18 protein-coding genes are annotated in these 21,295 nt (G+C 68.6%); 6 read left to right on the forward strand and 12 right to left on the reverse strand.

From position 1 onward, the window contains the following. Nucleotides 1-58: 58 nt before the first annotated feature. Entirely contained in the window at nucleotides 59-3,220 is a 3,162-nt protein-coding gene (locus tag DSX2_RS03855; protein ID WP_020879730.1) for a beta-phosphoglucomutase family hydrolase, read from the reverse strand. Further along, on the reverse strand, nucleotides 3,217-4,494 hold the full coding sequence (locus tag DSX2_RS03860) for a hypothetical protein (protein WP_020879731.1): 1,278 nt from the start codon (nucleotides 4,492-4,494) through the stop codon (nucleotides 3,217-3,219). The genes DSX2_RS03855 and DSX2_RS03860 overlap by 4 nt, the downstream gene beginning before the upstream one ends. A gap of 213 nt (nucleotides 4,495-4,707) precedes the next feature. Here DSX2_RS03860 and fba point away from each other — a divergent pair, with 213 nt between their 5' ends. The 5 genes from fba to rnc all read left to right on the forward strand — a co-directional run bounded on the left by fba (nucleotide 4,708) and on the right by rnc (nucleotide 9,054). After that, nucleotides 4,708-5,631, forward strand: a complete 924-nt coding sequence (gene fba / locus DSX2_RS03865; protein ID WP_020879732.1) for a class II fructose-1,6-bisphosphate aldolase — start codon at nucleotides 4,708-4,710, stop codon at nucleotides 5,629-5,631. Nucleotides 5,632-5,684: 53 nt separating this feature from the next. Continuing rightward, on the forward strand, nucleotides 5,685-6,677 hold the full coding sequence (gap, locus tag DSX2_RS03870; RefSeq protein ID WP_020879733.1) for a type I glyceraldehyde-3-phosphate dehydrogenase: 993 nt from the start codon (nucleotides 5,685-5,687) through the stop codon (nucleotides 6,675-6,677). Between the two features lie 353 nt (nucleotides 6,678-7,030). Continuing rightward, on the forward strand, nucleotides 7,031-7,555 hold the full coding sequence (locus DSX2_RS03875; RefSeq protein WP_020879734.1) for a hypothetical protein: 525 nt from the start codon (nucleotides 7,031-7,033) through the stop codon (nucleotides 7,553-7,555). A gap of 4 nt (nucleotides 7,556-7,559) precedes the next feature. Next, nucleotides 7,560-8,024, forward strand: a complete 465-nt coding sequence (gene rnhA, locus DSX2_RS03880) for a ribonuclease HI (protein WP_020879735.1) — start codon at nucleotides 7,560-7,562, stop codon at nucleotides 8,022-8,024. A 274-nt stretch (nucleotides 8,025-8,298) separates the two neighbouring features. Beyond that, the gene (gene rnc / locus DSX2_RS03885; RefSeq protein WP_020879736.1) at nucleotides 8,299-9,054 is read left to right on the forward strand and encodes a ribonuclease III; all 756 of its coding nucleotides are present in this window, start codon (nucleotides 8,299-8,301) and stop codon (nucleotides 9,052-9,054) included. 188 nt (nucleotides 9,055-9,242) lie between these two features. Here rnc and DSX2_RS03890 read toward each other — a convergent pair whose 3' ends face one another. Continuing rightward, nucleotides 9,243-10,139, reverse strand: a complete 897-nt coding sequence (locus DSX2_RS03890) for a flagellin (RefSeq protein ID WP_020879737.1) — start codon at nucleotides 10,137-10,139, stop codon at nucleotides 9,243-9,245. A gap of 316 nt (nucleotides 10,140-10,455) precedes the next feature. Here DSX2_RS03890 and DSX2_RS17435 point away from each other — a divergent pair, with 316 nt between their 5' ends. After that, entirely contained in the window at nucleotides 10,456-10,833 is a 378-nt protein-coding gene (locus tag DSX2_RS17435; protein ID WP_020879738.1) for a flagellar protein FlaG, read from the forward strand. 150 nt (nucleotides 10,834-10,983) lie between these two features. Here the strand turns inward: DSX2_RS17435 and DSX2_RS03900 are convergent, their stop codons facing one another. The 9 genes from DSX2_RS03900 to queD all read right to left on the reverse strand — a co-directional run bounded on the left by DSX2_RS03900 (nucleotide 10,984) and on the right by queD (nucleotide 21,286). Further along, nucleotides 10,984-12,645, reverse strand: coding sequence for a flagellar hook protein FlgE (locus tag DSX2_RS03900; protein ID WP_020879739.1), 1,662 nt, complete (start codon nucleotides 12,643-12,645; stop codon nucleotides 10,984-10,986). Nucleotides 12,646-12,709: 64 nt separating this feature from the next. Beyond that, a complete protein-coding gene (locus DSX2_RS03905) occupies nucleotides 12,710-13,507 on the reverse strand; it encodes a flagellar hook assembly protein FlgD (RefSeq protein WP_020879740.1) in 798 nt (265 codons plus the stop codon). Between the two features lie 34 nt (nucleotides 13,508-13,541). Further along, nucleotides 13,542-15,356, reverse strand: coding sequence for a flagellar hook-length control protein FliK (locus tag DSX2_RS03910; protein ID WP_020879741.1), 1,815 nt, complete (start codon nucleotides 15,354-15,356; stop codon nucleotides 13,542-13,544). A 200-nt stretch (nucleotides 15,357-15,556) separates the two neighbouring features. After that, nucleotides 15,557-16,957, reverse strand: coding sequence for a glycosyltransferase family 9 protein (locus DSX2_RS03915; RefSeq protein WP_020879742.1), 1,401 nt, complete (start codon nucleotides 16,955-16,957; stop codon nucleotides 15,557-15,559). Nucleotides 16,958-16,960: 3 nt separating this feature from the next. Then, a complete protein-coding gene (locus DSX2_RS03920) occupies nucleotides 16,961-18,754 on the reverse strand; it encodes a glycosyltransferase (protein WP_020879743.1) in 1,794 nt (597 codons plus the stop codon). 24 nt (nucleotides 18,755-18,778) lie between these two features. Then, nucleotides 18,779-19,210, reverse strand: a complete 432-nt coding sequence (locus DSX2_RS03925) for an ATP-binding protein (protein WP_020879744.1) — start codon at nucleotides 19,208-19,210, stop codon at nucleotides 18,779-18,781. Beyond that, nucleotides 19,203-20,387: a SpoIIE family protein phosphatase gene (locus DSX2_RS03930; protein WP_020879745.1), complete on the reverse strand. Its 1,185-nt coding sequence runs from the start codon at nucleotides 20,385-20,387 to the stop codon at nucleotides 19,203-19,205. The genes DSX2_RS03925 and DSX2_RS03930 overlap by 8 nt, the downstream gene beginning before the upstream one ends. Before the next feature lie 21 nt (nucleotides 20,388-20,408). Continuing rightward, on the reverse strand, nucleotides 20,409-20,888 hold the full coding sequence (dtd, locus tag DSX2_RS03935; protein WP_020879746.1) for a D-aminoacyl-tRNA deacylase: 480 nt from the start codon (nucleotides 20,886-20,888) through the stop codon (nucleotides 20,409-20,411). Continuing rightward, nucleotides 20,885-21,286: a 6-carboxytetrahydropterin synthase QueD gene (queD, locus tag DSX2_RS03940; protein WP_020879747.1), complete on the reverse strand. Its 402-nt coding sequence runs from the start codon at nucleotides 21,284-21,286 to the stop codon at nucleotides 20,885-20,887. Before queD ends, dtd begins: the two co-directional genes overlap by 4 nt. Nucleotides 21,287-21,295 lie beyond the last annotated feature (9 nt).

Here is a 21,295-nt window from a genome sequence, read left to right on the forward strand (position 1 = left end):
GCGCCCCGCCCCCTTCGGCGTTTTCGTCCCTTGAGCCTTTGTCGGTCCCTCCTCCGGCTCAGAGGTCGAGCACCAGGGGCTCGCCCGGGGCCACGGCGTGCTGCTCGTCGTTGCAGGCGACCACGGCCTGGCGGCGGCCCTTGGATTCCAGGCGGACCAGCGCCCGTTCGTGCGTCAGCTCCAGGTAGAACCAGAGCCCGCGGTGGGTGAAGCGGAAGGCCAGCCCGTGCCAGTTGGACGGCAGCCGCGGCGAGAGGCAGGGGTGCTCGCCGGAGAGGTCGAGCCCGGCGAAGTGGCGCATGACGATCTGCAGCGTCCCGGCCATGACCCCGCTGTGGATGCCTTCCTGCGTGGTCCCGCCCTGGGTGTCGAAAACGTCGGAGGCGAGCGCCTCGCGGAACCAGCGCCAGGATTCGTCGCCTTCCTCCACCTCGGCCGCGACCACGGCGTGGACCACCTTGGAGAGCGTGGAGCCGTGGCTCGTGCGGCGCACGTAATAGGCGTAGTTGCGGCGCAGGAGGTCGGTCGCGTCGGGCACGTGGTAGCCGAGGTTCCAGAGCAGGGCGTGCACCTCCTCCGCGGGCAGGGCGTACCAGAGCATCAGCACGTCGGCCTGCTTGGCCACCTTGTAGTTGTCCGGGCTGTCGCCCTCGGCCTTCAGGATGCGGTCCATGCGGCCGATGCTGTAGTAGCGCTTGCGGTAGCGCTCCCAGTCGAGCTCGGGCAGGGCGGTGTAGCCCTCGAACTGGCTGAGCACGCCGTATTCGGCAAAGGGCACGTACATGCGCGTGGTCATCTCGCGCCAGACGTCGAGCTCCTCGGGCGACAGGCCGACGCGCCCGCCCACCTGGCGGCGGAGCCCCGCCGAAAGGCTCCTCCACAACTCCAGGGCGCGGCGCATGAGCCAGGCGACCATGACGTTGGTGTAGGCGTTGTCCGGCAGGCCGGGCTCCTCCGCGTCCGGCAGCTTCTCGTGGAACTCGTCCGGCCCCATGACGCCCCGGATGTGGTAGCGCCCGTCCCCCTCCTTCTTTGCCAGAGAGGCCCAGAAGCGGGCGATCTCGAGCATGACCTCCGCGCCCTCGCGGCGCACGAAGGCGTGGTCGCCGCCCACGGCCGCGTGGCGCCAGAGGTTGTAGAAGACCGCGATGGAGACGTGGCGCTGGTTGCGCGAGAGGTCCGGCCCCCATTCGCCGGATTCCGGGTTGTAGTGCACCTCCTGCGTCTCCTCGCTTCCGTCGTCCGCGGACTGCCAGGGGTAGCAGGCGCCGAAGAGGCCGAGCGACGAGGCCAGGGCGCGGGCCGCGTCCAGGCGGCGCACGCGGTAGAGGAGCAGTGCCCTGGCCACGCGCGGGAAGTTCAGCTCGTAGAAGGGCATGATGAACAGCTCGTCCCAGAAGATGTGGCCGCGGTAGGCCTCGCCGTGCAGCCCGCGCGCGGGCGCGCCCGCGTCCAGGCGCGTGTTGTGCGCCGAGGCCGCGGAGAGCAGGTGGTAGATGTGCAGGCGCAGGATCTTCTGGGCGAAGCGGTCGTGGGTGACGCACAGGTCCGCCGTGTGCCAGAGCTTCTTCCAGGCGCGCAGGTGCGGGGAGAGCAGCCGCTCGAAGGTCGGGGCGCGGGAGAGCGAGGTCTCGGCCAGGGCCGCGAGGTCGCTGCCGGGCTCGTGGTGCAGGCTCGCGTGCACGGCCACGATCTTCTCGATGACGCAGGTGGCGGATTCCTCGAGGAAGATCTTGAAGGTCTCGCTGATGGCGGCGCCGTCACGCGTCACGTGGCGCGCCAGGGCCACCTCCTCCTGGCCGACCGTGGCCCGCGTGCGGGCGCGCATGCAGACCTCGTGGCCCGAGGCGCGCGTGCGCACGCGCAGGAGCAGGCCGTCCTGCGCGGGCGCGGCCTGCACGAGCTCCAGGTGGCGGCCCGCGAGCTCCTTGTAGCGGGCCACGCCCTCGTTCTGCACGTTGCCGTCAAGGCCCGCCCGCACGGTCAGGATCTCGGACCAGTTGAGCGGGGTGAGCGCGTAGCGCAGGCCGCACAGGTGGGGGTCGGCCATGGAGGTCAGGCGGGTGATCTCGATGCGCGTGAGCCTGCCCAGCCCGTCGCGGCAGATGAGGATGCGGCGGTGAAGGCCCGCGCGCATGTCCAGGCTGTGGCAGTAGGTCAGGATCTCCATGGCCAGCGGGCTCTGGAAGCCGCTGTGGCCGATGCCGATCTCGAGCGGCAGCCAGTTGGGGCAGTTGACCAGGTCGTTGTTGGCCACGGTGCGGCCGTGCACGTCGCTCTCGGCCTTGTCGTAGAGCCCGGCCACGTAGGTGCCCGGATAGAAGTTGAAGGAGGCGCGCTCGCCCTCGAAGGCGCCGCGCGTGGCGAAGTGGCCGTTGCCCGTGGCGGTCAGCGTCTCGCGCAGCTTCTCGTCGCCGGGATCGAAGCCGTGCCAGGCGATGTGCCAGGCGTCCTCTCCCATGCCCTCGGCAAACCAGCGCTGCACCTGCGTCAGGTCGAGCTCGCCCAGGTCCTGGACCACGATGTCCGCGCCGAAGCGGCGCAGCAGCTCGGCGTCCGTGTTGCGGGCCACACCCACCACGAGCCCGAAGTTGCCCTTCTGCCCGGCCTGCACGCCGGAGATGGCGTCCTCCACCACGATGCATTCCCCGGCGTCCGCGCCGATGCGGCGCGCTGCCTCGACGAAGATGTCCGGCTCGGGCTTGCCGGAAAGCCCCAGTTCCTCGGAGACCGAGCCGTCGACCACCGCGTCGAAGAGCTTCTTCAGCCCGGCGAGGTCGAGGACCAGGGAGGCGTTCTTGGAGGACGAGGCCACGGCCACGCCGATGCCCGCGGCGCGCAGCGCCTCCACGAAGGCGATGGACGAGGCGAAGACCTCCGGCCCCTGCTCGCGCAGGAGCGACTGGAAGAGGTCGTTCTTGCGGTTGCCCAGGCCGCAGATCGTGCGCGTCTTCGGGCTGTCCGTGGTCTCGCCGTAGGGCAGCTTGATGCCGCGCGACTCCAGGAAGGCCTTCACGCCCGCGTAGCGCGGCTTGCCGTCCACGTGCTTGGCGTAGTCGTCGAAGCGGTCGAAGGGCAGGAAGGGGGTGTTGTTCTCCGCGGCGTAGTCCTGCAGGAAGTCGTTGAACATCTGCTCCCAGGCCTGGGCGTGGACCTTGGCCGTGGCCGTCAGGACGCCGTCGAGGTCGAAGACCGCGCCGCGCGGTTCGGGATGGATCATGGGGCCTCCTTTTGCGTGGTCCCGCCGATGCCCGCTTCGGCCGCCCGGCCGAGCGCCGTGACCAGCACGTCGGGCGCGGACACGGTCTGCGAGTCTGCGCAGGCCTCGGGGAGCTCGCGCGCGAGGTTCTCGTCCGTGGTCACCAGCAGGGCCAGGGGCGCGGGCGAGCGTTCCGCCACGGCCCGGATCATGGGCAGGTCCGATGCCGTGTCGCCGCACACGAGCACCGGCCCCAGGGCCAGGGCGAGGTCGAGGCTCCGCTCGAGGAAGCGCACGGCCTCACCCTTGTCGAAATCACGCGAGGCGTGGGCGAGCTTCAGCACCACCTCCACGTCGAGGCCGGTGTCCTCGATGGAGAGGTCGCGGCCCTCGGGGTCGAGGTCGCGCACGAGGCCCGCCACCTCGTCCAGGAAGCGCCTGGAGTCAGCGGCCGGAACGGAGTCCGAGACGTCCTGCCGGGCCATGGTGAGCTGGCCGAACTTGACCTGAAAGCCCGAGCCGATGAGGCCGAACTTGCGGTTTTCGGGCCGCTCGAGCAGCCCGCGCAGCTCCCCGGCCAGGCGGTCGAGCAGGGCCTGCTGGCGCTTCGGCGCCTTCTCCTCGTGGCGTCGCCCGGCGATGTCCAGGCACTCGCGCCCCTTGGACGCGGCCAGGTGGAAGCTGCCCGGGGGCATGACCGAGACGTCGAGGAGCCCGGGGCCCGAAAGCGGGGCCGAGGTCAGGATCAGGGGGTGCCGCGCGCCCACGCGGGCGAAGCGGCAGAGAAAGACGGCGTTGTAGGCCGACTGGATCGAGGAGCGGTAGCGGCCGCAGTAGTTGTTGACCGTGCCGTCGCGGTCCGTGAGCAGCGCCTGCAGGCGCCTGCCTCCCGCGGCCCCGGCGATGCGCGCCGCAAGCGCCTCGCTCTCCGCACCGAGCCCCGGGTGCAGGCGCTCGAGCAGGGCCAGGAGGGCCTCCTCGCCCTGGTCCAGATAGGTCAGGTCCTTGTCCAGCTCGCCGATCTCGTAGGAGAGATCGGCCGTGACGCGCAGGCCCGGCTCCACGAGCAGCCCGCGGTTCGCGCCCTCGCCCGGCAGGGCCGAGAGGGCTTCGCGCACACGGGCCAGGACGTCGCGCTCCTTGGGCGGAACCGGACGGTTCTCGAGCAGGGCGGACACGGCCGCGCGCCTGGCCCGGGCCGTGGATTCCATCAGGCCGTAGAAGTCGCCGAGGGTGGTCTCGCCGCCGTCGGCGCCCGGGCGTGCGCCGCTTTCGGCGGGGGATGGTCCGTTCACGCAGTCTCCTTGTCTCGGGCCGTCGCCATGGCCCGTTGTTCCCGAGGCGGGTCTCCCAAGGGCTCGCCAGTATGTCATGTAGGCAAAAGGAAGGAAAAATGGCAAGACGAAAGCCCGCATTCACAGGCCCCCGCGTTGACAGAAGGCCGGGAGCACGCATAATGACTGCGGGGACTGTCGTCCGCATTCCAGCCACTTGCAGAGGGAGGTACCATGCCGCTCGTTTCCCCGAAGGAAATGTTCGCCAAGGCCTATGACGGCAAATACGCCGTCGGCGCCTTCAACGTGAACAACATGGAGATCATTCAGGGCATCATGGCCGCCGGAGCGGAGGAGCGCGCCCCGCTCATCCTCCAGGTTTCGGCCGGAGCGAGGAAATACGCAGGCCAGCGCTACATCGTGAAGCTCATGGAAGCGGCCCTGGAGGAGACCGACCTCCCGGTGGTCCTGCACCTGGACCACGGCCAGGACTTCGATATCTGCAAGAAGGTCATCGAGGGCGGCTTCACCTCGGTCATGATCGACGGTTCGCACCATCCCTTCGAGGAGAACATCCGCGTCACCAAAGAGGTGGTGGACTACGCGCACGAGCGCGGCGTCTGGGTCGAGGCCGAACTCGGCGTGCTCGCGGGCGTGGAGGACGAGGTCAGCGCCGAGCACCACGTCTACACCGACCCGGACCAGGCGGTGGAGTTCGTGGAGCGCACCGGCTGCGACTCCCTGGCCGTCGCCATCGGCACGAGCCACGGCGCCTACAAGTTCAAGTGCGAGCCCAAGCTCGACTTCGAGCGCCTGGGGGTCATCACCGACCGGCTGCCCGGCTACCCCCTGGTGCTGCACGGCGCCTCCTCGGTGCTGCCCGAGTTCGTCCAGATGGCCAACGCCCACGGCGGCGAGATCGCCGGGGCCTGCGGCGTGCCCGAGTCGCTCCTGCGCAAGGCCGCGACCTACGGCGTGTGCAAGATCAACATCGACACCGACATCCGCCTGGCCATGACCGCCGTGGTCCGCAAGCACTTCGCCGAGCATCCCGGGGACTTCGACCCCCGGCAGTACCTCGGCCCCGCGCGCACAGCGGTCAAAGAGATGGTCCAGCACAAGATCCGGCACGTGCTCGGCTGCAGCAACGCGGTCTGAGCCCGGCCCTCACGGCGCACGCATAACATTCAAGGATAAAGCGAGGAGCAGCAATGGCGATCAAGATCGGACTCAACGGCTGGGGCCGCATCGGCCGCTACCTGGCGCGCCTCATGGCCGAGGACGGTTTCCCCCTGGACCTGGCCGTGATCAACGCGCGGGCCTCCAACTCGGACCTGGCGCACCTCTTCAAGTACGACTCGGTGCACAGGACCTTCAAGGGCGAGGTCTCGACCTGGGAGAACGGCATCGTCATCGCGGGCAAGAAGATCGTGGTCACCCGCTCGGCCCCGTGCGAGTGGGAGTGGGCCCAGAACGGGTGCGACCTGGTCATCGAGTCCACGGGCAAGTTCACCGACCGCGCCTCGTGCGAGAAGCACATCGAGCGCGGCGCGAAGAAGGTGATCATCAGCGCGCCGGGCAAGAACCCGGACGTGACCGTGGTCATGGGCGTGAACCACAAGGACTACGACCCCAAGAGCCACAGGATCATCTCCTCCGCCTCCTGCACCACCAACTGCCTGGCCCCGGTGGCCAAGGTGCTGCACGACACCTTCGGCATCAGGCACGGTCACATGACCACCGTGCACTCCTACACCATGAGCCAGCGCATCCTGGACGGCTCGCACAAGGACCTGCGCCGCGGCCGCGCCGCCTGCATGAGCATGCTGCCCACGACCACCGGCGCCGCCAAGGTGGTGGGCGTGGTCCTGCCCGAGCTTGCGGGCAAGCTCGACGGCATCTCCGTGCGCGTGCCCACGCCGGACGGCTCCCTGGTCGACCTCGTGGTCGAGCTGGCGCGCCGGACCACGGCCGAGGAGGTCAACGCGGCGCTCAAGGCCGCGGCCGACGAGCACATGGGCTACACCGAGGTCCCCCTGGTCTCCACGGACTACATCGGCGACACCCACGGCGGCGTGGTGGACGGCCTGTGCACCAGCGTGCTCGGCGGCACCCAGGCCAAGGTCCTCATCTGGTACGACAACGAGGCCGGCTTCACCAACCAGCTGAACCGCCTGGCGGCCATGGTCGCGAAGTCCATGTAGCCTCTTTCGGCGCCGAAGAAGCGCGTGGCGGCCTCGCTGCGAAAAATCCGCGCCCCCGCGCATGCGCAAAGCGCGTCGGGCGCGGATTTTTTTGCTCCTTTTCCCCGGCGTATTGCGGCGCATTGCGCTGCCTTGGGGGGCATGCCTTCGCCTCTTCCGGTGCACCACGCCCAGGTGCCCCTGTCCATGGACCTTGCGCGCCGCACGCGGTCCTCGGGCCGGTGTCCGGCCCCGCGGGGGGATGGTCCAGGAAGGGGCGCGCAGCCCCTGCCCGGCGCCCGAGCCGTTCCCGGACGCCGGGCCGTCCGCGCCGGGCGCTTTACAGCGCGCGTCCGAGCCTCTACAGTCCGCCCATGCCGCGTTTCCGTTTCCGCCTCCTGCCCGAGACAGACAAGTACACGCCCGTCGAGCGGCTGCTGCGCCTCCTGGCGCTGATGCTGGTCTTCGGCGTGGTCGTGTGGGCCTTCTGGAAGCAGAACGAGAAGATCATCGCCCGCCTGGAGAACAGGCAGACGGTGTCGGACACCGCGGGCTACCTGAACGAACGGCAGCGCTCCTTCATCAAGGGATTTCGCGACGGACTGAAGGAGCGATACGGGCTGGACTTCAAGCTCAAGATAGTCAAGGGGGAGCTGCGCGAGCCCCCGCAAACCGACTCCAAGACATTCTTCCTGCTGCTCGCGCCGGAAAGCCATCGTCTCCTGATGCGCATGCCGCCGATACTCTCCTCGGCCCTGGGCAAGAAATTCCTGGACGAACTGCAGCAGAACCACCTCGAGACCTTCTGGCAACAGGACGACTGGCAGGACGAGCTGATCATCGTCCTGGCCTCGGTCTGGGAACGGCTCGACAGTCTTGGCGCCACAAAAGGCGGATGACACCGTGAAACACATTGCCGTCTTCACCGACGGTTCCTGCCTGGGCAACCCGGGACCGGGCGGCTCCTGCGCCGTGCTGCGCTACGGGGACCAGGAAAAGACCCTGGCCAAGGGCTATCGCCTGACGACCAACAACCGCATGGAGCTGCGCGCCGTGCTGGACGCCCTGGAAAGCCTCAACGAGCCGTGCAGCGTGGACCTGACGACCGACTCCCAGTACGTGCGCAACGCCATCACCAAGGGCTGGCTCAAGGGCTGGCAGAAGAACGGCTGGCGCACCGCGGACAAGAAGCCGGTCAAGAACCAGGACCTCTGGCGGCAGCTCATTCCGCTGCTCGCGCGTCACGAGGTGAACTTCCACTGGACGCGCGGCCACTCGGGCCACGCCGAGAACGAGCTGTGCGACCGTCTCGCCCGGCAGGCCGCGGGCGGACGCGACCTGGCCGAGGACCAGGGCTTCGCGGGCTAGGACCCGCGGCATATCCGGGCCGGGGGAAGGCGTCGTCACCTGGGCGGATTCTTCCCCTGCGCGCCGGGCGCCGGAATATCCCATAAGCGTATTTTTCGCTGCCCGGGCACATGCCGCAACCTGTCGTCCCGCCGCATCTTTCCGGAAAAAATCCGCGACATGTGCCTCTCGCGTCCGATCGGCTGGACATGGAATCATTTTCGTGCAACGCTGGATTTGTTGCAAAAAATCTTAAAACAAGGGATGTTACCGTCGTATTTTGGGAGGTGTGTCCATGCGCAACAACACGTTGCGTCTCAAGCCGCGGCGACCGCCGACGGATCTTGAAGGGGCCATAGGATATACGTTCAAGGACCACGGCCTGCTCCTGCTCGCCCTGACCCACTCGTCGCATCTGAACGAGAGCGGCGAGACGGCGGACAGCAACGAGCGGCTGGAGTTTTTGGGCGACGCGGTCATCGAACTGGTGGTCTCCGACGAGCTCTACCGGCGCTTCCCCGAGGAGCGCGAGGGCGAGCTGACGCGGCTTCGCGCGCGGCTGGTCAAGGAGCAGAGCCTGGCCGAGCTGGCCCGGGGAATCGGGCTGCCCGACTACATCATGCTCGGTCGGGGCGAGGAGGCCCAGGGCGGCAGGGAGCGCGACTCGCTCCTGGCCGACGCCCTGGAGGCCGTCATCGGCGCCGTCTACCTGGACGGCGGCTTCGAGGCCGTGGTGCGCTGTTCGCACGCGCTCCTGTCCGGCAAGTGGCCGGAGAGCCCCGACGCCCCGAAGGTCAAGGACTTCAAGACCAGGCTGCAGGAACTGACGCAGCAACGCTACAAGGCGCGTCCGGAGTATGCCCCGGCCGGAATGCACGGCCCGGACCACGCCAAGGTCTACGTGGTCGCCGTCCGCCTGCCCGACGGACGCGAGTTCAGGGCCGAGGGCGCGAGCAAGAAGAAGGCCGAGCAGCGCGCGGCCGACCTCGCCCTGCAGACCCTCGAGGCCGAAGCCGCCGCATCGCCCGGGCCGTCCGCGCCCGAATCCTAGCCCTTTCCCCTGCCGCGCGGCCGCCCACCCGGGCGGCCCCTGCGCCGCAAAAAAAGCGGGCCGCTCTCGCTTCGCGAAAGCGGCCCGCCGCGTGATCGGCGTGTCCCCCGGGGAAGAGGTCTGCCTCTCGTTGCCTTGTGGTCGGGACCGCGCGCGGTCCCGGATCTTCGCCCCTGTCCGGGGGGCCGTTAGCCGCCCTGGATGAGGTTGAGGGCCATCTTGGGCAGGCTGTTGGCCTGCGCCAGCATGGCGACCGAGGACTGCGACAGGATCTGCTGGCGCACGAACTCGGTCATCTCGGTGGCCACGTCCACGTCGGAGATGCGCGACTCGGAGGACTGCAGGTTCTCGGCCTGGATCTGCAGGTTGGTGATCGTGTTCTCCAGGCGGTTCTGCATGGCGCCCAGGTTGGCGCGGATCTTGTCCTTGGAGATGATCGCCTGCTGGATCGCGTCCAGGGCGTTCTGGGCCATCTCCTGGGTGGAGATGGAGCGGCCGGCGCGGCCGGCGGCGGCCATCAGGCCGATGCCCAGGGCCGAGGCCGTGGAGGTGCCGATCTGGATGTAGTAGTAGTCCTCGGACGAGTCGTTGCCGGTGCCGAAGTGGATCTTGAGCTTGCCGGAGGAGACGAGGCCGGAGCCGTCGTGCGTGGCGCCGGAAAGCTGTCCGTTCAGCAGATAGATGCCGTTGAAGTCCGTGGCCATGGAAATACGCTGAATTTCCGAGGCCATCGCCTGGTATTCGGAGTCGATCATCAGGCGCTGGTCGGAGTTGTAGGTGCCCGTGGCCGCCTGTTCCGCGAGTTCCTTCATGCGGATCAGCTTCTCGTCCACGACCTGCAGCGCGCCGTCCGCCGTCTGGATCAGCGAAATGGCGTCGTTGGCGTTGCGCACGCCCTGGTTCAGCGTGGAAATATCCGCGCGCATGAGCTCGCGAATGGCCAGGCCCGCGGCGTCGTCCGCGGCCGTGTTGATGCGCAGGCCCGAGGAGAGCCTGTTCACCGAGGTGCTCAGGTTGCCGTACGCGGTGCCCAGGTTCCGGGCCGCGTTCATGGCCATCATGTTATGATTGATCACGAGAGACATTGTAGAAACCTCCTTGTCTACACCTGCCGTTCCTTGGGGTTGCTCCCGATGAAGCAACCTCGGTGCCAATTTATTATTATCCTTTTATTACTGAGTATTGAGATATAAAAGTTGGCCTTCTGGGAAGTTTTTTCCCCGCCTTTTCAGGGCCCGGAAGCCCTGTGCGTCGGGAGCTTGACCGGAAATTTCCTCCGTCCCGCCCTCCTCCGGCGGCCGGGCAGGGGGTAAACTCGGCGGGGCTGGGGACCGATAAGTACGACTGAGGGGAGGAAAATCGGGAAAGACGGGCAACCGTCGTGTGTTTATGGAGGGAACCATGAACATCACCACCATCTCGGGGCCTTCCGATCAGGCCGCATCCGGGCAGGCCTCGGCCCAGAACGTCGCCCGGAAGACAGCGCAATCGTCCGCGGACGGGACCTCGGGACTCGAGGCCTGGGCCGCGAAGAACGCATACGACCCCATGGACGACCGGGAGGCCCTGCAGGAGGCCGAGGACCGGCTGCGCACGGCGCTGCAGGCCGTGGGCGTGCGGCTGCGTTTCCACGTGGACCAGAGCACGGACAAGCTCCAGGTGGAGATCGTGGATCCCGACTCCGGCAAGACCGTGCAGAAGCTGCCGCCCGACAACCTGCTGAAGCTCGCCAAATCCCTCCAGGAGACCTCCCGGGGCCTGCTCGACAGGCTCTACTGACGCCGTCCCGGCAGAGCCGTCCGCCGCGTGCCGGACGGCAGGACAGAAAAAGGCCGCCTTCCATCCGGAAGGCGGCCTTTTCGCTTGGCGGGGGCCGCCGGGGTCAGTCGGCGGCCCCCTTTCGCGAGGCGAGTCAAGGGTCGTGTTCGTCTAGCGCTTGAGCTGGATCAGCTCGCCGAGCATGTCGTCGGTCGTGGTGATGACCTTGGAGTTGGCCTGGAAGCCGCGCTGCGTGGTGATCATCTTCACGAACTCGGTGGCCATGTCCACGTTGGACTGCTCGAGCGAGTTGGAGGCGATGCTGCCCAGGCCCGCGGTGTTCGGCCGGTTGGTGATGGCCGGGCCGGACTCGCGGGTCTCGGAGAAGAGGTTGCCGCCCTCGCGGGTGAGGCCCCAGTTGTTGTTGAAGTTGGCCAGCGTGACCACGAAGAGCTCCAGCACCTGGCCGTTGGAGTAGCGGCCGGTCATGACGCCGTCGCGGTCCACGGAGATGTTCTGCAGAAAGCCCGCGGTATAGCCGTCCTGGGACTGGAAGATGGTCGTGGAGCCCGCGGAGTACGAGGTCGTGGACAGGGCCGCGCGCTCGGTTTTGGTGAACCCGGGCAGCCCCTGGATGGTGCCGCCGCTCGCGGGCAGGCCGGAGAGGTCGGCCGCGTCGGTGATGCCGCCGGTGGTCCAGGTGGTGTCCTGGTTGCGCAGGCCGAAGTTCAGCTCCATGAGCACGTTGGACGAGCTCGACTTGGTCGCGTCCGTGAAGCTCGCCTGGTCCCGGGAGAGGAAGTTGGCGTCGATCATGGGGTAGCCGTTCTGCGAGAAGGAGTTCGGCACGCGCCAGTTGGAGAGGTCCTTCAGGTTCGTGGGGTTGGGCATGGCGCCGGACTGCAGCTCGAAGGTGCTCATGTTCTCGAGCTCGCCCGCGGCGTTGAAGGTCAGGGTGCCGGTGGCCAGCAGGCCCGCGGCCGAGGTGTTCTGGAGCTGGGTCACGTTGCCCGCGCCGTCGGAGAAGAAGCGTCCGTCCTCGGTGGGGTCGCAGGTGACGATGTACTCCCAGACCTTGCGGCCGCCGGAGTTGCTCACCGTGACCGGGTCGAAGTAGACCGAAAGGTTGTGCGAGGAGCCGTTCTCGTCATAGACCTTGAGAGTGGTCTGGTAGGCGAACTGCGTCTGGCCGATGGCCGTGTCCTGCGTGGCGTCCCAGCGCTTGAACATGGCGAAGAACGGGTCCGTGGCGTCGTTGGAGTGGCTGGTCTCGCCGGAGTCCAGGTTGGTGATGATGCTCAGCGAGCTGGTCTCGCGCGGGGCGGACTGGAAGTTCTCCAGGCGGATGTCCGTGGGTACGCCCTTGATGCGCGTGGTGGCGGTGGTGGCCGAGGAGGTGGTCGAGGTCGCCGCCGTGGTCCGGGTGTCGTCCACGGCCCAGCCCTGCAGCACGTAGCCGTGCGGGTCCACGAGGTAGCCGTCCTTGTCGAAGCGGAAGTTGCCGGCGCGGGAGTAGTAGGTCTGCTCCTGGTTCTTGACCTTGAGCAGGAAGAAGCCCGTGCCGCCGATGGCCAGGTCCGTGGACTCGTTGGTGGTCTCGAAGGAGCCCTGGCTGAAGTCCGAGTAGACCGCGCCGATCTTCACGCCGCGGCCGACCTGGCCCACGCCCTGGGCGGTGGAGACGTTCTGGCTGATGGCGTCCTCGAAGTACATGCGCGACGCCTTGAAGCCGACCGTGTTGACGTTGGCGAGGTTGTTGCCGATGACCGACATGTCCTCGCCGTTCGCCGACAGACCGGTGATGCCGGAGAAAAGGGATGCTGAAAGACCCATGGTGACCCTCCTTGACTCGTATGCCTAGATATTTTCCGTCTTGGTTTCGTATCTGTCCGGGAGATCAGCTTCCGCTCGTGCTTGAACCGCTGTCGTTCGTACCCGAATCGTTGCTGCTGCCGGAGCTTGAATCGTTGCCGCTCGAGGTCGAGCCGCTGCTCGCCGTGGTGGTCGAGGGGTTCGCGACCTCCTTGACGTCCGTGAACTTGACCGTGCGGCCGTCCATGAGGCGCAGGTAGTTCGTGCCGTTGTCCGTGGACACGCCGCCCACGGTGCCAGTGACCTGGGTGTCCACCAGGACCGGCTCGCCTTCCGAGCCGGTGGCCGCGATGGACAGGCCGTACACGCCGTCCGCCATGTCGTTGCCCTGCCAGTCCTTGCCGTCCCAGGTGAAGGAGTAGGTGCCGGCCTGCATGGCGCCGCCGTGGATGGTGTCAATGACGTTGCCGTCCTTGTCCGTGATGTTCACGTAGACGTCGGAGACCGGGGAATCGATGGTGTAGTAGGCCGTGCTGATCGTGCCGTTCAGCTTGCTCAGCGTGTTGCCGTCGGCCAGGACGTTCTTGCCGATGAAGCCGACCGCGGAGAGGACCTCCTGGCGGCTCGAGGCGTCGATCATCTTGCCGATGCCGTCGTTGATCTGCGTCAGCTGCTCGAGCTGCGAGAAGCTGGCCAGCTGGCTCGTGAACTCCTTGTCCTCCATGGGGTTCAAGGGATCCTGGTGGCCGAGCTGGGCGCACAGGAGCGTCAGGAAGGCGTCGCGGTCGAGATCCTTCTTGACCGAGGTCGTGCCGTCGGGATTGAAGGTCGTCTCGGCCTGGCCGATGCCCTGGTAGGCGTATGTCGAAGTTGCCGTGGTCATGGTCGTGTGCTCCGATCTGTCGTCAGAAAATCGTTCAGGCCACCAGGTGCAGGCCGCGCTGGGCCATCATGCGCTGCATGTCGGCCGCGTCGTTCCCGGTCATGTCGGCCACGCCGGTCACGCCCTGGAGGTTGCGCATCCTGGTGCGCAGGTCGGCCAGGTACTGGCGCTCCTGCTCGCTGTTGTGCTGCTCGGTGCCGTTCCACTGCTGTCCGTTCATGGAGGCGTCGGACAGGCCGGTGCGGACCTCGAGCTGGGTGACCTTGAGGCCCTGCTGCTGCAGGGTGTCGCGCACCTGGGAGAGCTGCTCGTGCAGCGCGGCGGTCACGTCCTGGTGCTCGGTGCGGATGAGCGCCCGCACTTCCTTGCCCTGCACCTGCAGCGTCACGTGCACCTGGCCGAGCTCCTCGGGCTCGAGCTGCAGGGTGAGCTGGCGCCCGCCGTTCTGCAGGGTCTTCATCATGCCCTTCTGGACCTGGTCGAAGACCTGCTGGGAGTCGGTGGTGTAGCGCGCTGCCTGCGTGCCGGCCTGGGGTACGTTCGCCAGGGGCTGCTGGGTGGTGGACGTCGTGGTGGCTGCGGTGTGCCCCATGGCCTGGCCCATCTCGGAGCCGCGGTTCTCCACGCGCTCCCAGAAGGACTTCCAGCCGAAGGGGTCGTCCTTGCCCGACTTGCCGTCGCGGCCCTGCTTGGCGAAGGCGTCGTCCTGGCCCGAAGAGTTCTTGTCCTGCGCGGCCTTGGCCTGGGCCAGCAGCGCGTCGGCCTTCCCGGCGCCCGCGTCCTTGGCGTCCTTGCCGCTCTGGGCGTTCTGGGCATCCAGGAAATGCTTCAGGTCCTTGGCGTCCTGGGAATTCGGGGCGTCGGCGGCCGTGGCGGCGTCCTTGCCCAGCAGGCGGTCGGCCTCGCCGGCGATGTTGGACGCCTGGATGACCTTGGCGCGGTCGGTGTCGCCGCCGCTGCCGGTCATGCGGTCCTTGGCCTGGGCCATGGTGTCCGCGATCTGCTGCTGCAGTTCCTGGGCCGCCTGCTGCATGTCCTTCAGCTTCTGGGCGCCCTGCTGCTGGAGCATGGCCAGGGCGTTCTTGATCTCCGAGGAATCGAAGCTCTCGCGCTGGCCGTTCGCGTCCGAAAGGAGCTGGGTGATCTGCTTCTGCAGCTGCGGGGTGCCGCCCATGGCCTGGGCCAGGGCCTTCAGGCCGTCGGGGGAGACGTCGAGGGGCTGCCCCTTGGGCAGGGAATCTATCTTTCTCTGCACCATGGAGAGGACGTCCATGGCCTTGCCCTTCTTCAGATCCTTGATCATGTCCCCGGATTCGTCCGGAGTGAAACCGACCTGCTGGAAGAAGGTGTCGATGTCCTGCACCTGGGCGGTGCTGAGCTGGGTCGCGGCCTGGGCCTGGGCCAGCTCGCTCGACTTGGTCATGAGATAGGAGACCAGCTGTCCCCAGGTCAGGCCGCCCTTGCTGGTGACGCGGTCTTCCAGGTCCTTGATCTCGCTCTTGGAGAGGCCGTACTTCTGCAGTCCGGCCTTGATGCCCGCGAAGTCGACCGTCGTGACCTTGATAGACTGGGGATCGGCGTCGGTGTTCTTTATCCGGCTGAAGGCCTTGGCGTTGGTGGCGCCCTCGGTGCCCTTGGCCGTCTGCTGCGCGGCGTCCTGGGCCGCGGAGGCGGTCTCCTCGGTCTTGCCCGAGGCCTGCGAGATCAGCTGCCTGAAGCCCTCGCGCGCGCTCTTGGTGTTGTTGCTCAGGATGGAAGCGAAGGACGACGCCGTTTTCTGTGCGTTGGCGGACCCCATGCCGAAGAAGGTGTCGGCCTTGGAGGTGTCTGTCACGGGAATAAATTGCATCGTCGGGCTCCTTTGCGGCGAGAAGAATCAAAACCCGTTCCAGAATTTTCGAGTAAGTTATTTCAGCATGTTGCAAATGCATGCTGAATGGACATGGGCACTTTTTTCCGCCTCGGCAGGGAAAATCCGGCGAAGAGCCGGGCGGCCGGGGGGCGGGCCGCGGAATGGAGAAAAGGGGACGGGAGAGGGGGGAGTCCGGATCAGCGCAGCAAACCGAGGCAGGCCTCGGCCGCGGCCAGGGCCTCGCGGCGGACGGGCAGGGCGAAGTCGCCGTTGGCCAGGAAGAGCTGCAGCCAGCTGGCGAGGGGGCGGAAGAAGGGCGGGGCCGAGCGCCAGAAGTCCTCGGGCATGGCCCCGGAAAGCCCCTTGGCCAGGCCGCGCACGAAGGGCGGCAGGCTCCGACCCAGGGCGGCGGACAGGGGCGGGTGGAAGCGCGCCAGCCCGGCGGCCGCGTCCACGGCCATGGCCTCGTCCCACAGGCCGAAGCGCCAGCCGAAGAAGGCCTGCCAGAAGCGGCCCGCCGCGTCGCGCGCCGAGGGCGCGAGCGAGGCAGCCTCGGCGTACGGGAGAAGGTCGTACAGCCCGGTCTCGGGGCTCTTGCCCGTGGCCGCAAGCTCCATGCCGGGCAGGCGCACCTCGCCCGGGGCGCCCCGGGTGACCAGGCGCTCGGCCAGCAGGGCCGTGCGACGGGCATTGAAGTGGTCGTGGCAGCACAGGGCGGGCCGGTCGCACTGCCAGCAGCCGCGGCAGGAGATGGCGGCGCGCAGCACGTGGTGGCCCGCCTGATAGGGCCCGGTCTCCCACGGATTGACGTTGCCGAGCGAGAGGTTGAGCGTGCGAAGTCCGCTCCAGGCGGCAAGGTGCATGGGGCCGGTGTCCGGGGTGAGGAACAGGGCCATGGACTGCCCCACGGCCACGAATTCCGTCAGCGACAGGCGGCCCGAGAGGTCGAGCAGCCGCTCGCCCGCGCCCCTGGCCACCGCGGCGGCGATCTCAGTCTCGCCCGGGCCGCCGAAGAGCACGGGGCGAAGCCCGCGGCGCAGGCACTCGCGCGCGAGAGCAGCGAGGAAGTCCGGGGAGGGCCGCTTGGCCGCATCCGAGGCGCCCACGAAGATGCCCACCGAGCGCTCGGCCGGGGGCAGGCGGCGGGGCGGGTCGAAGCGGGTGGCCGCGATGTGGGCCAGGGGCACGCAGTCCAGGGCGTTCAGCTCCGCCCAGTGGAAGCGGTTGTGCCGGTTGCAGCCGGTGAGGCTCGCCCGGTAGAGCTGCCAGGCGCCGTTTATGCGCCGCACGCCCCCCGCGTCGTCGTGGGGGCCTATGACCTCGTCGGCGCGCAGGCGGCCCGCCAGGGCCGCGGCCTCCGGGCGGTGGCTCAGGTTCAGGACCAGGGAATATCCGCGCGTGGCCAGCCGCTCGGCCGCTGTCCAGGGGAAGTACACGGCCTCGGGGCTCACCGGGTACATGCCGGAGAAGAAGCGCTCCTCGCCCACGACCCAGATCTCGCGTCCGGGGTGGAGGCGCCTAAGCCACAACAGCAGGGGGAAGGTCAGGACCAGGTCCCCCATGCGCTGCATCTGCAGGACGAGGATGGGCTTGTCCACGGACTACACCGCCCGGCCGAAGAGCTCCCGCATGGCCGTGAAGAGCTGGGTCACGCGCAGGTCGTAGGTGTGGTCGCGCAGGATGCGCTCGCGCGCCGCCGCGACGATGCGCTCGCGCTCGGCGGGATGGGCGAGGTAGTGGCGCACCATGTCCTCGGCCTCGCCGGGCTCGGCGTAGCAGGCTACCTCGCGGCCGGGCGCGAACAGCTCCTCCATCTGCTCGCGGTGGTCCGTGACCAGGAAGGCGCCGCAGGCGGGCACGTCGAAGACGCGCTGGTTGACCGCGCCCTTCATCTGCTTGCTCGTGCAGTTGAAGTTGACCTCGGAGCACGGATAGAAGCCCGGCAGGTCGTCGTAGTAGGAGACCTCGTGGTGCCAGCGCCAGGCGTCGCCCTCGCCGGGCAAAAGGCGCTTCCAGGCCGCGTCGCCCACGATGAGCGGGGAGAAGGGCAGGGTGGCGCGCACGCAGGAGAGCCTGTACTGCCGGGTGGCCTCCCAGGTGATCAGCGCCTCGAAGGCCAGGCGGCGCTCCACGGTGTCCATTTCCTTAAGGAAGGGCAGGAGCTCGGCATGGCGTGCCGCCAGGTAGGCGGCCACGGAGCGCTCGTCGCTCTCCTTGAAGCCCGCGGCGATCTCCTCGAACCGCCCGGCCAGCTCGGGCGGCGGGGCCGCGGCCTCCAGCCGCTTCTCGACCTTGGTGACCATGGAGTTGCCCACGAAGGAGACGCGGCTCTTCCACTCCGGGCGGCCCGGGCGTCCCGGCCGGAAGCGGTGCGCGTCCGTGGCCAGGGGCAGGTAGCGCACGGTCTCGAAGCCGAGTTCGCGCAGGGAGGCGATGTTGTCCGCGTCCCAGGTGAAGATGGCCGTGTAGGGCGAGTTCAGCCGCTCGTAGACGTAGAGAATGAGGTGGGGGTTGTCCACGAACCAGGAGGCCAGGGGCAGCTCCAGGCGGGACAGGAGGTCCACCAGGATGCCTTCGCGGTCCACGCCCAGGTGGTTCACGGTGAAGACGAAGTCGGGCCTGAACTCGAGCACGGCGTGCAGGAGGTCCTGCACGAACTCGGCCCGGCCGACCTCCTTGGCGCCCATGTCGATGAGGCGGCAGGGCGCGCCCAGCCGCTCGCAGGCGGCCACGATCTCGCCCATGAGGAAGTATCTGCTGGTCACGAGCAGCACGCGCGGCGGCCACTCGCGGAACTTCTCGTAGCGGGCCCTGGCCCAGAAGTCGAAGCTCCTGCTCGCGCTCAGGGCCTCGCGCACGCTGCCGTAGTAGTCGCGGTCCAGGCGCGCGTACACCGGGTGCAGGATGGGCGCGAAGGGGCGGCCGCCGAGCGACATCTGCCAGCGCGTGAGCGCCACGAGCACGCCCCCCTCGCCCTGGGGATCGTCCCCGATCTCCTCCATATCCAGCCAGAGCACGCGCTTCGCATCCTCCGCGGAGAGGGCGGCGCGCGCGCCTCCCGCCTCCTGCACGGCCTTCTCCTTGTCCACCACGGCCACCGGGCCGTCCCATTCGCGCAGGAGCAGGGCCAGGCCGTGGCCGAGCCCGGCGCCGAGCAGCACGGGCAGGCCCGAGGGCGCGGCCAGGAACTCGCGCACGGCGCGCAGCTCGGTCTCCTCGCCGCCGCGGCCGAGCAGGTGCCAGGCCTTGGCCGACCCGGCGGCCGCGACGAGCAGGCGCAGGTCCGTGAGCCTGCCGTCCTCGACCACGGGCTCCACCGTGTAGGACAGGGCGGAGGGCCGCCGCGCGGCGTCGTCCGGAAAATTCCTCGGGGAATGCTTTGGCGCGTCGGCCACCGTCGTCTCCCTGGTTGGGGCGGTTTAGGGCGTCGGGCGGCAGGTCCAGGACTCGGAGGGCACGTTCTTGCGCATGGCGATCACGGTGCGGCCGTCCTCGCGGCCCAGGGAGGCCGAGTCCATGAGGTTCCTGATGATGAAGAGCCCGCGGCCGCCTTCCTCCTCGGGCAGGGGCACTGCGCCCGTGAGCTGGCACGGCGGGCCCTTGCCCTCGTCCACCACCTCGGCCTCCACGTAGGCGTGGGGCTTGAGGCGCACGACGATGCGCAGCGGCCCGGGCGCATCCTTGGGATAGGCATGGCGGACCACGTTGGCGCAGGCCTCGGTCAGGGCCAGGTCGAAGTCGTGCACGACCTCCGGGAGGCCGACCGAGTCGGCCACCACGGCCACGGCGGCCTTGGCCAGGCGGCGCGCCGCCTGGGCGGTGGCCGTGGTTTCGAGACGGAACTCAAGCATGGGGCCCCCGCGTCAGCCACAGGGCGGTCAGGTCGTCGTGTTCGGCCGGATCGGTCCCGGCCAGGCCGCACAGCCGCTCGTAGAACAGGGGCAGGAAGGGCCCGGCCAGGCTCAGCTGCTCCGTGGCCAGGGAGAGGAAGCGGTCCAGTCCGAACATGCCGCCGTCCGGGGCTCGCCATTCGTAGAAGCCGTCCGTGTAGAGCAGAAGGCCGAAATGTTCGGGCAGCCCGACGCGGCCGAGCTCGGCCGCGCAGTCCATGACCCCGAGCAGGGGCATGGTCGCCTTGAGGAGGGTCGGCTGCGTCCCGCCGTCCGTGAGCAGGGCGGGCGGATGGCCGCAGCTCACGTAGGTCATGGCCGCGGCCCCGGGCTCGATGTCCGCGGCGAAGAGGGTGGCGAACTCGCCCTCGGCCGAGAGCTCGTGCAGGTGGCGGTTGACGCGCAGGGCGAAGGCGTCCAGCGGCAGCCCGTCCTCGGCCGCGGCGTGGAACAGGGTGCGCACCACGGCCATGAAGAAGGCGGCCTTGGCCCCGTGGCCGGAGACGTCGGCCACGGCGATGCGCACGGAGCCGTCCGGCAGGCGGGCGCAGTCGTAGTAGTCGCCGCTGGCCTGGCTCGAGGGCCGGTAGAAGATCTCCCCGGCAAGGCCGGGCAGGAGCGTCAGGCCGTCGGGCAGCATGCGCCGCTGCAGGGCCGCGATGCGGCGCAGGTCCTCGGCCGTGCGCGCGTTGGCCTGCCTGATCTCGCGCATCAGGGCCACCTGGCGCGCGGCCGCGGCCACGCGGGCCAGGAGCTCGCCCTTGTTGAAGGGCTTGGTCAGGAAATCGTTGGCCCCGAGGTTCAGCGCATCGGCCTTGAGCGCGGTGTCGTCCTCGCCCGTGAGCATGATCACGACGGCCTCTTCCGCGCCGGAGGCGCGCAGCTCGCGCACCACGTCCAGGCCGGAGAGGCGGGGCATGTTCACGTCCAGGAGCACTATCTCGGGCTGCAGGCGGGCGAAGACCTCGAGCGCGGCCTCGCCGTCCGGCGCGGTGTGCACCTCGTAGTCCTCCTCCAGGATGCGCTTGAGGAGGTGGCGGATGGGCGTGGTGTCGTCCACCACGAGGACGCTGACCGGCGTCTCGGGCACGGTGGGGCTTGTCCGGGGTTTTTCGGGCATGGGCGGATGGTAGGTCATGGCCGGGATTTGGTAAAGCGCTCAGCCGGCCGCGGGCCACAGCGCCGCGTCGTCGAGCATGATGGTCACCGGGCCCCAGTTGGTGAGCAAGACGTCCATGTCCGCGCCGAACACGCCGCTTGCCGTGCGGCCGGGCAGGCGCCGTTCGGCCTCGGCCACGAGGCGCTCGAAGAGCCGCCGGGCCGTGTCGGGCGGCGCGGCGAGGCTGAACGAGGGCCGCCTGCCCTTCCTGCAGTCTGCGTAGAGCGTGAACTGCGAGACGAGCAGCAGCCCGCCCCCGGTCTCCTGGAGCGAGCGGTTGAACCGGCCATCCTCGTCAGGGAAAATCCGCAGGTCGAGCATCTTGTCGATGGTCTTGTGCCAGCGGGGCAGCTCGGGCAGGTCCTCGCCGTCGTCCGGGCCGAAGCCCGCGAGGCAGAGAAGCCCCTCGCCGATCTCGCCCACCGCCGCGCCGTCCACGGCCACGCTCGCCCGGCGCACGCGCTGCAGCAGAAGCCTCACGCGTTCTCCTCGCCTATCTCCTCGTACACCGCCCACTGCTCGGGCTTCTCGGCCACGCTCACGGATTTCAGGCGCACGTTGGGCCAGGGGGCCAGGCGTGGGCGCAGGCTCCGGTAGATGAAGCGGGCGATGTTCTCGCTCGACGGGTTCTCTTCCAGGAAGGCCGGGCACTCGTTCAGGTGCTTGTGGTCCAGCCCCTCGAGCACGGCGCGCGTCTCGCGCTTGAGCACGGCGTAGTCGAGCAGCATGCCGGTCTTCGGGTCCGGCTCGCTGCCCGTGACCGCGACGGTCACGCCGAAGTTGTGGCCGTGCAGGGCCTCGCATTTGCCGCAGTAGTTGCGCAGGAAGTGCGAGGCCGAGAAGTCGAGGCGCACGGAGATGGTCCAGAAGGGGGGCATGGGGTCTCC

This window comes from Desulfovibrio sp. X2, from assembly GCF_000422205.1.
Classification (GTDB): domain Bacteria; phylum Desulfobacterota; class Desulfovibrionia; order Desulfovibrionales; family Desulfovibrionaceae; genus Alkalidesulfovibrio.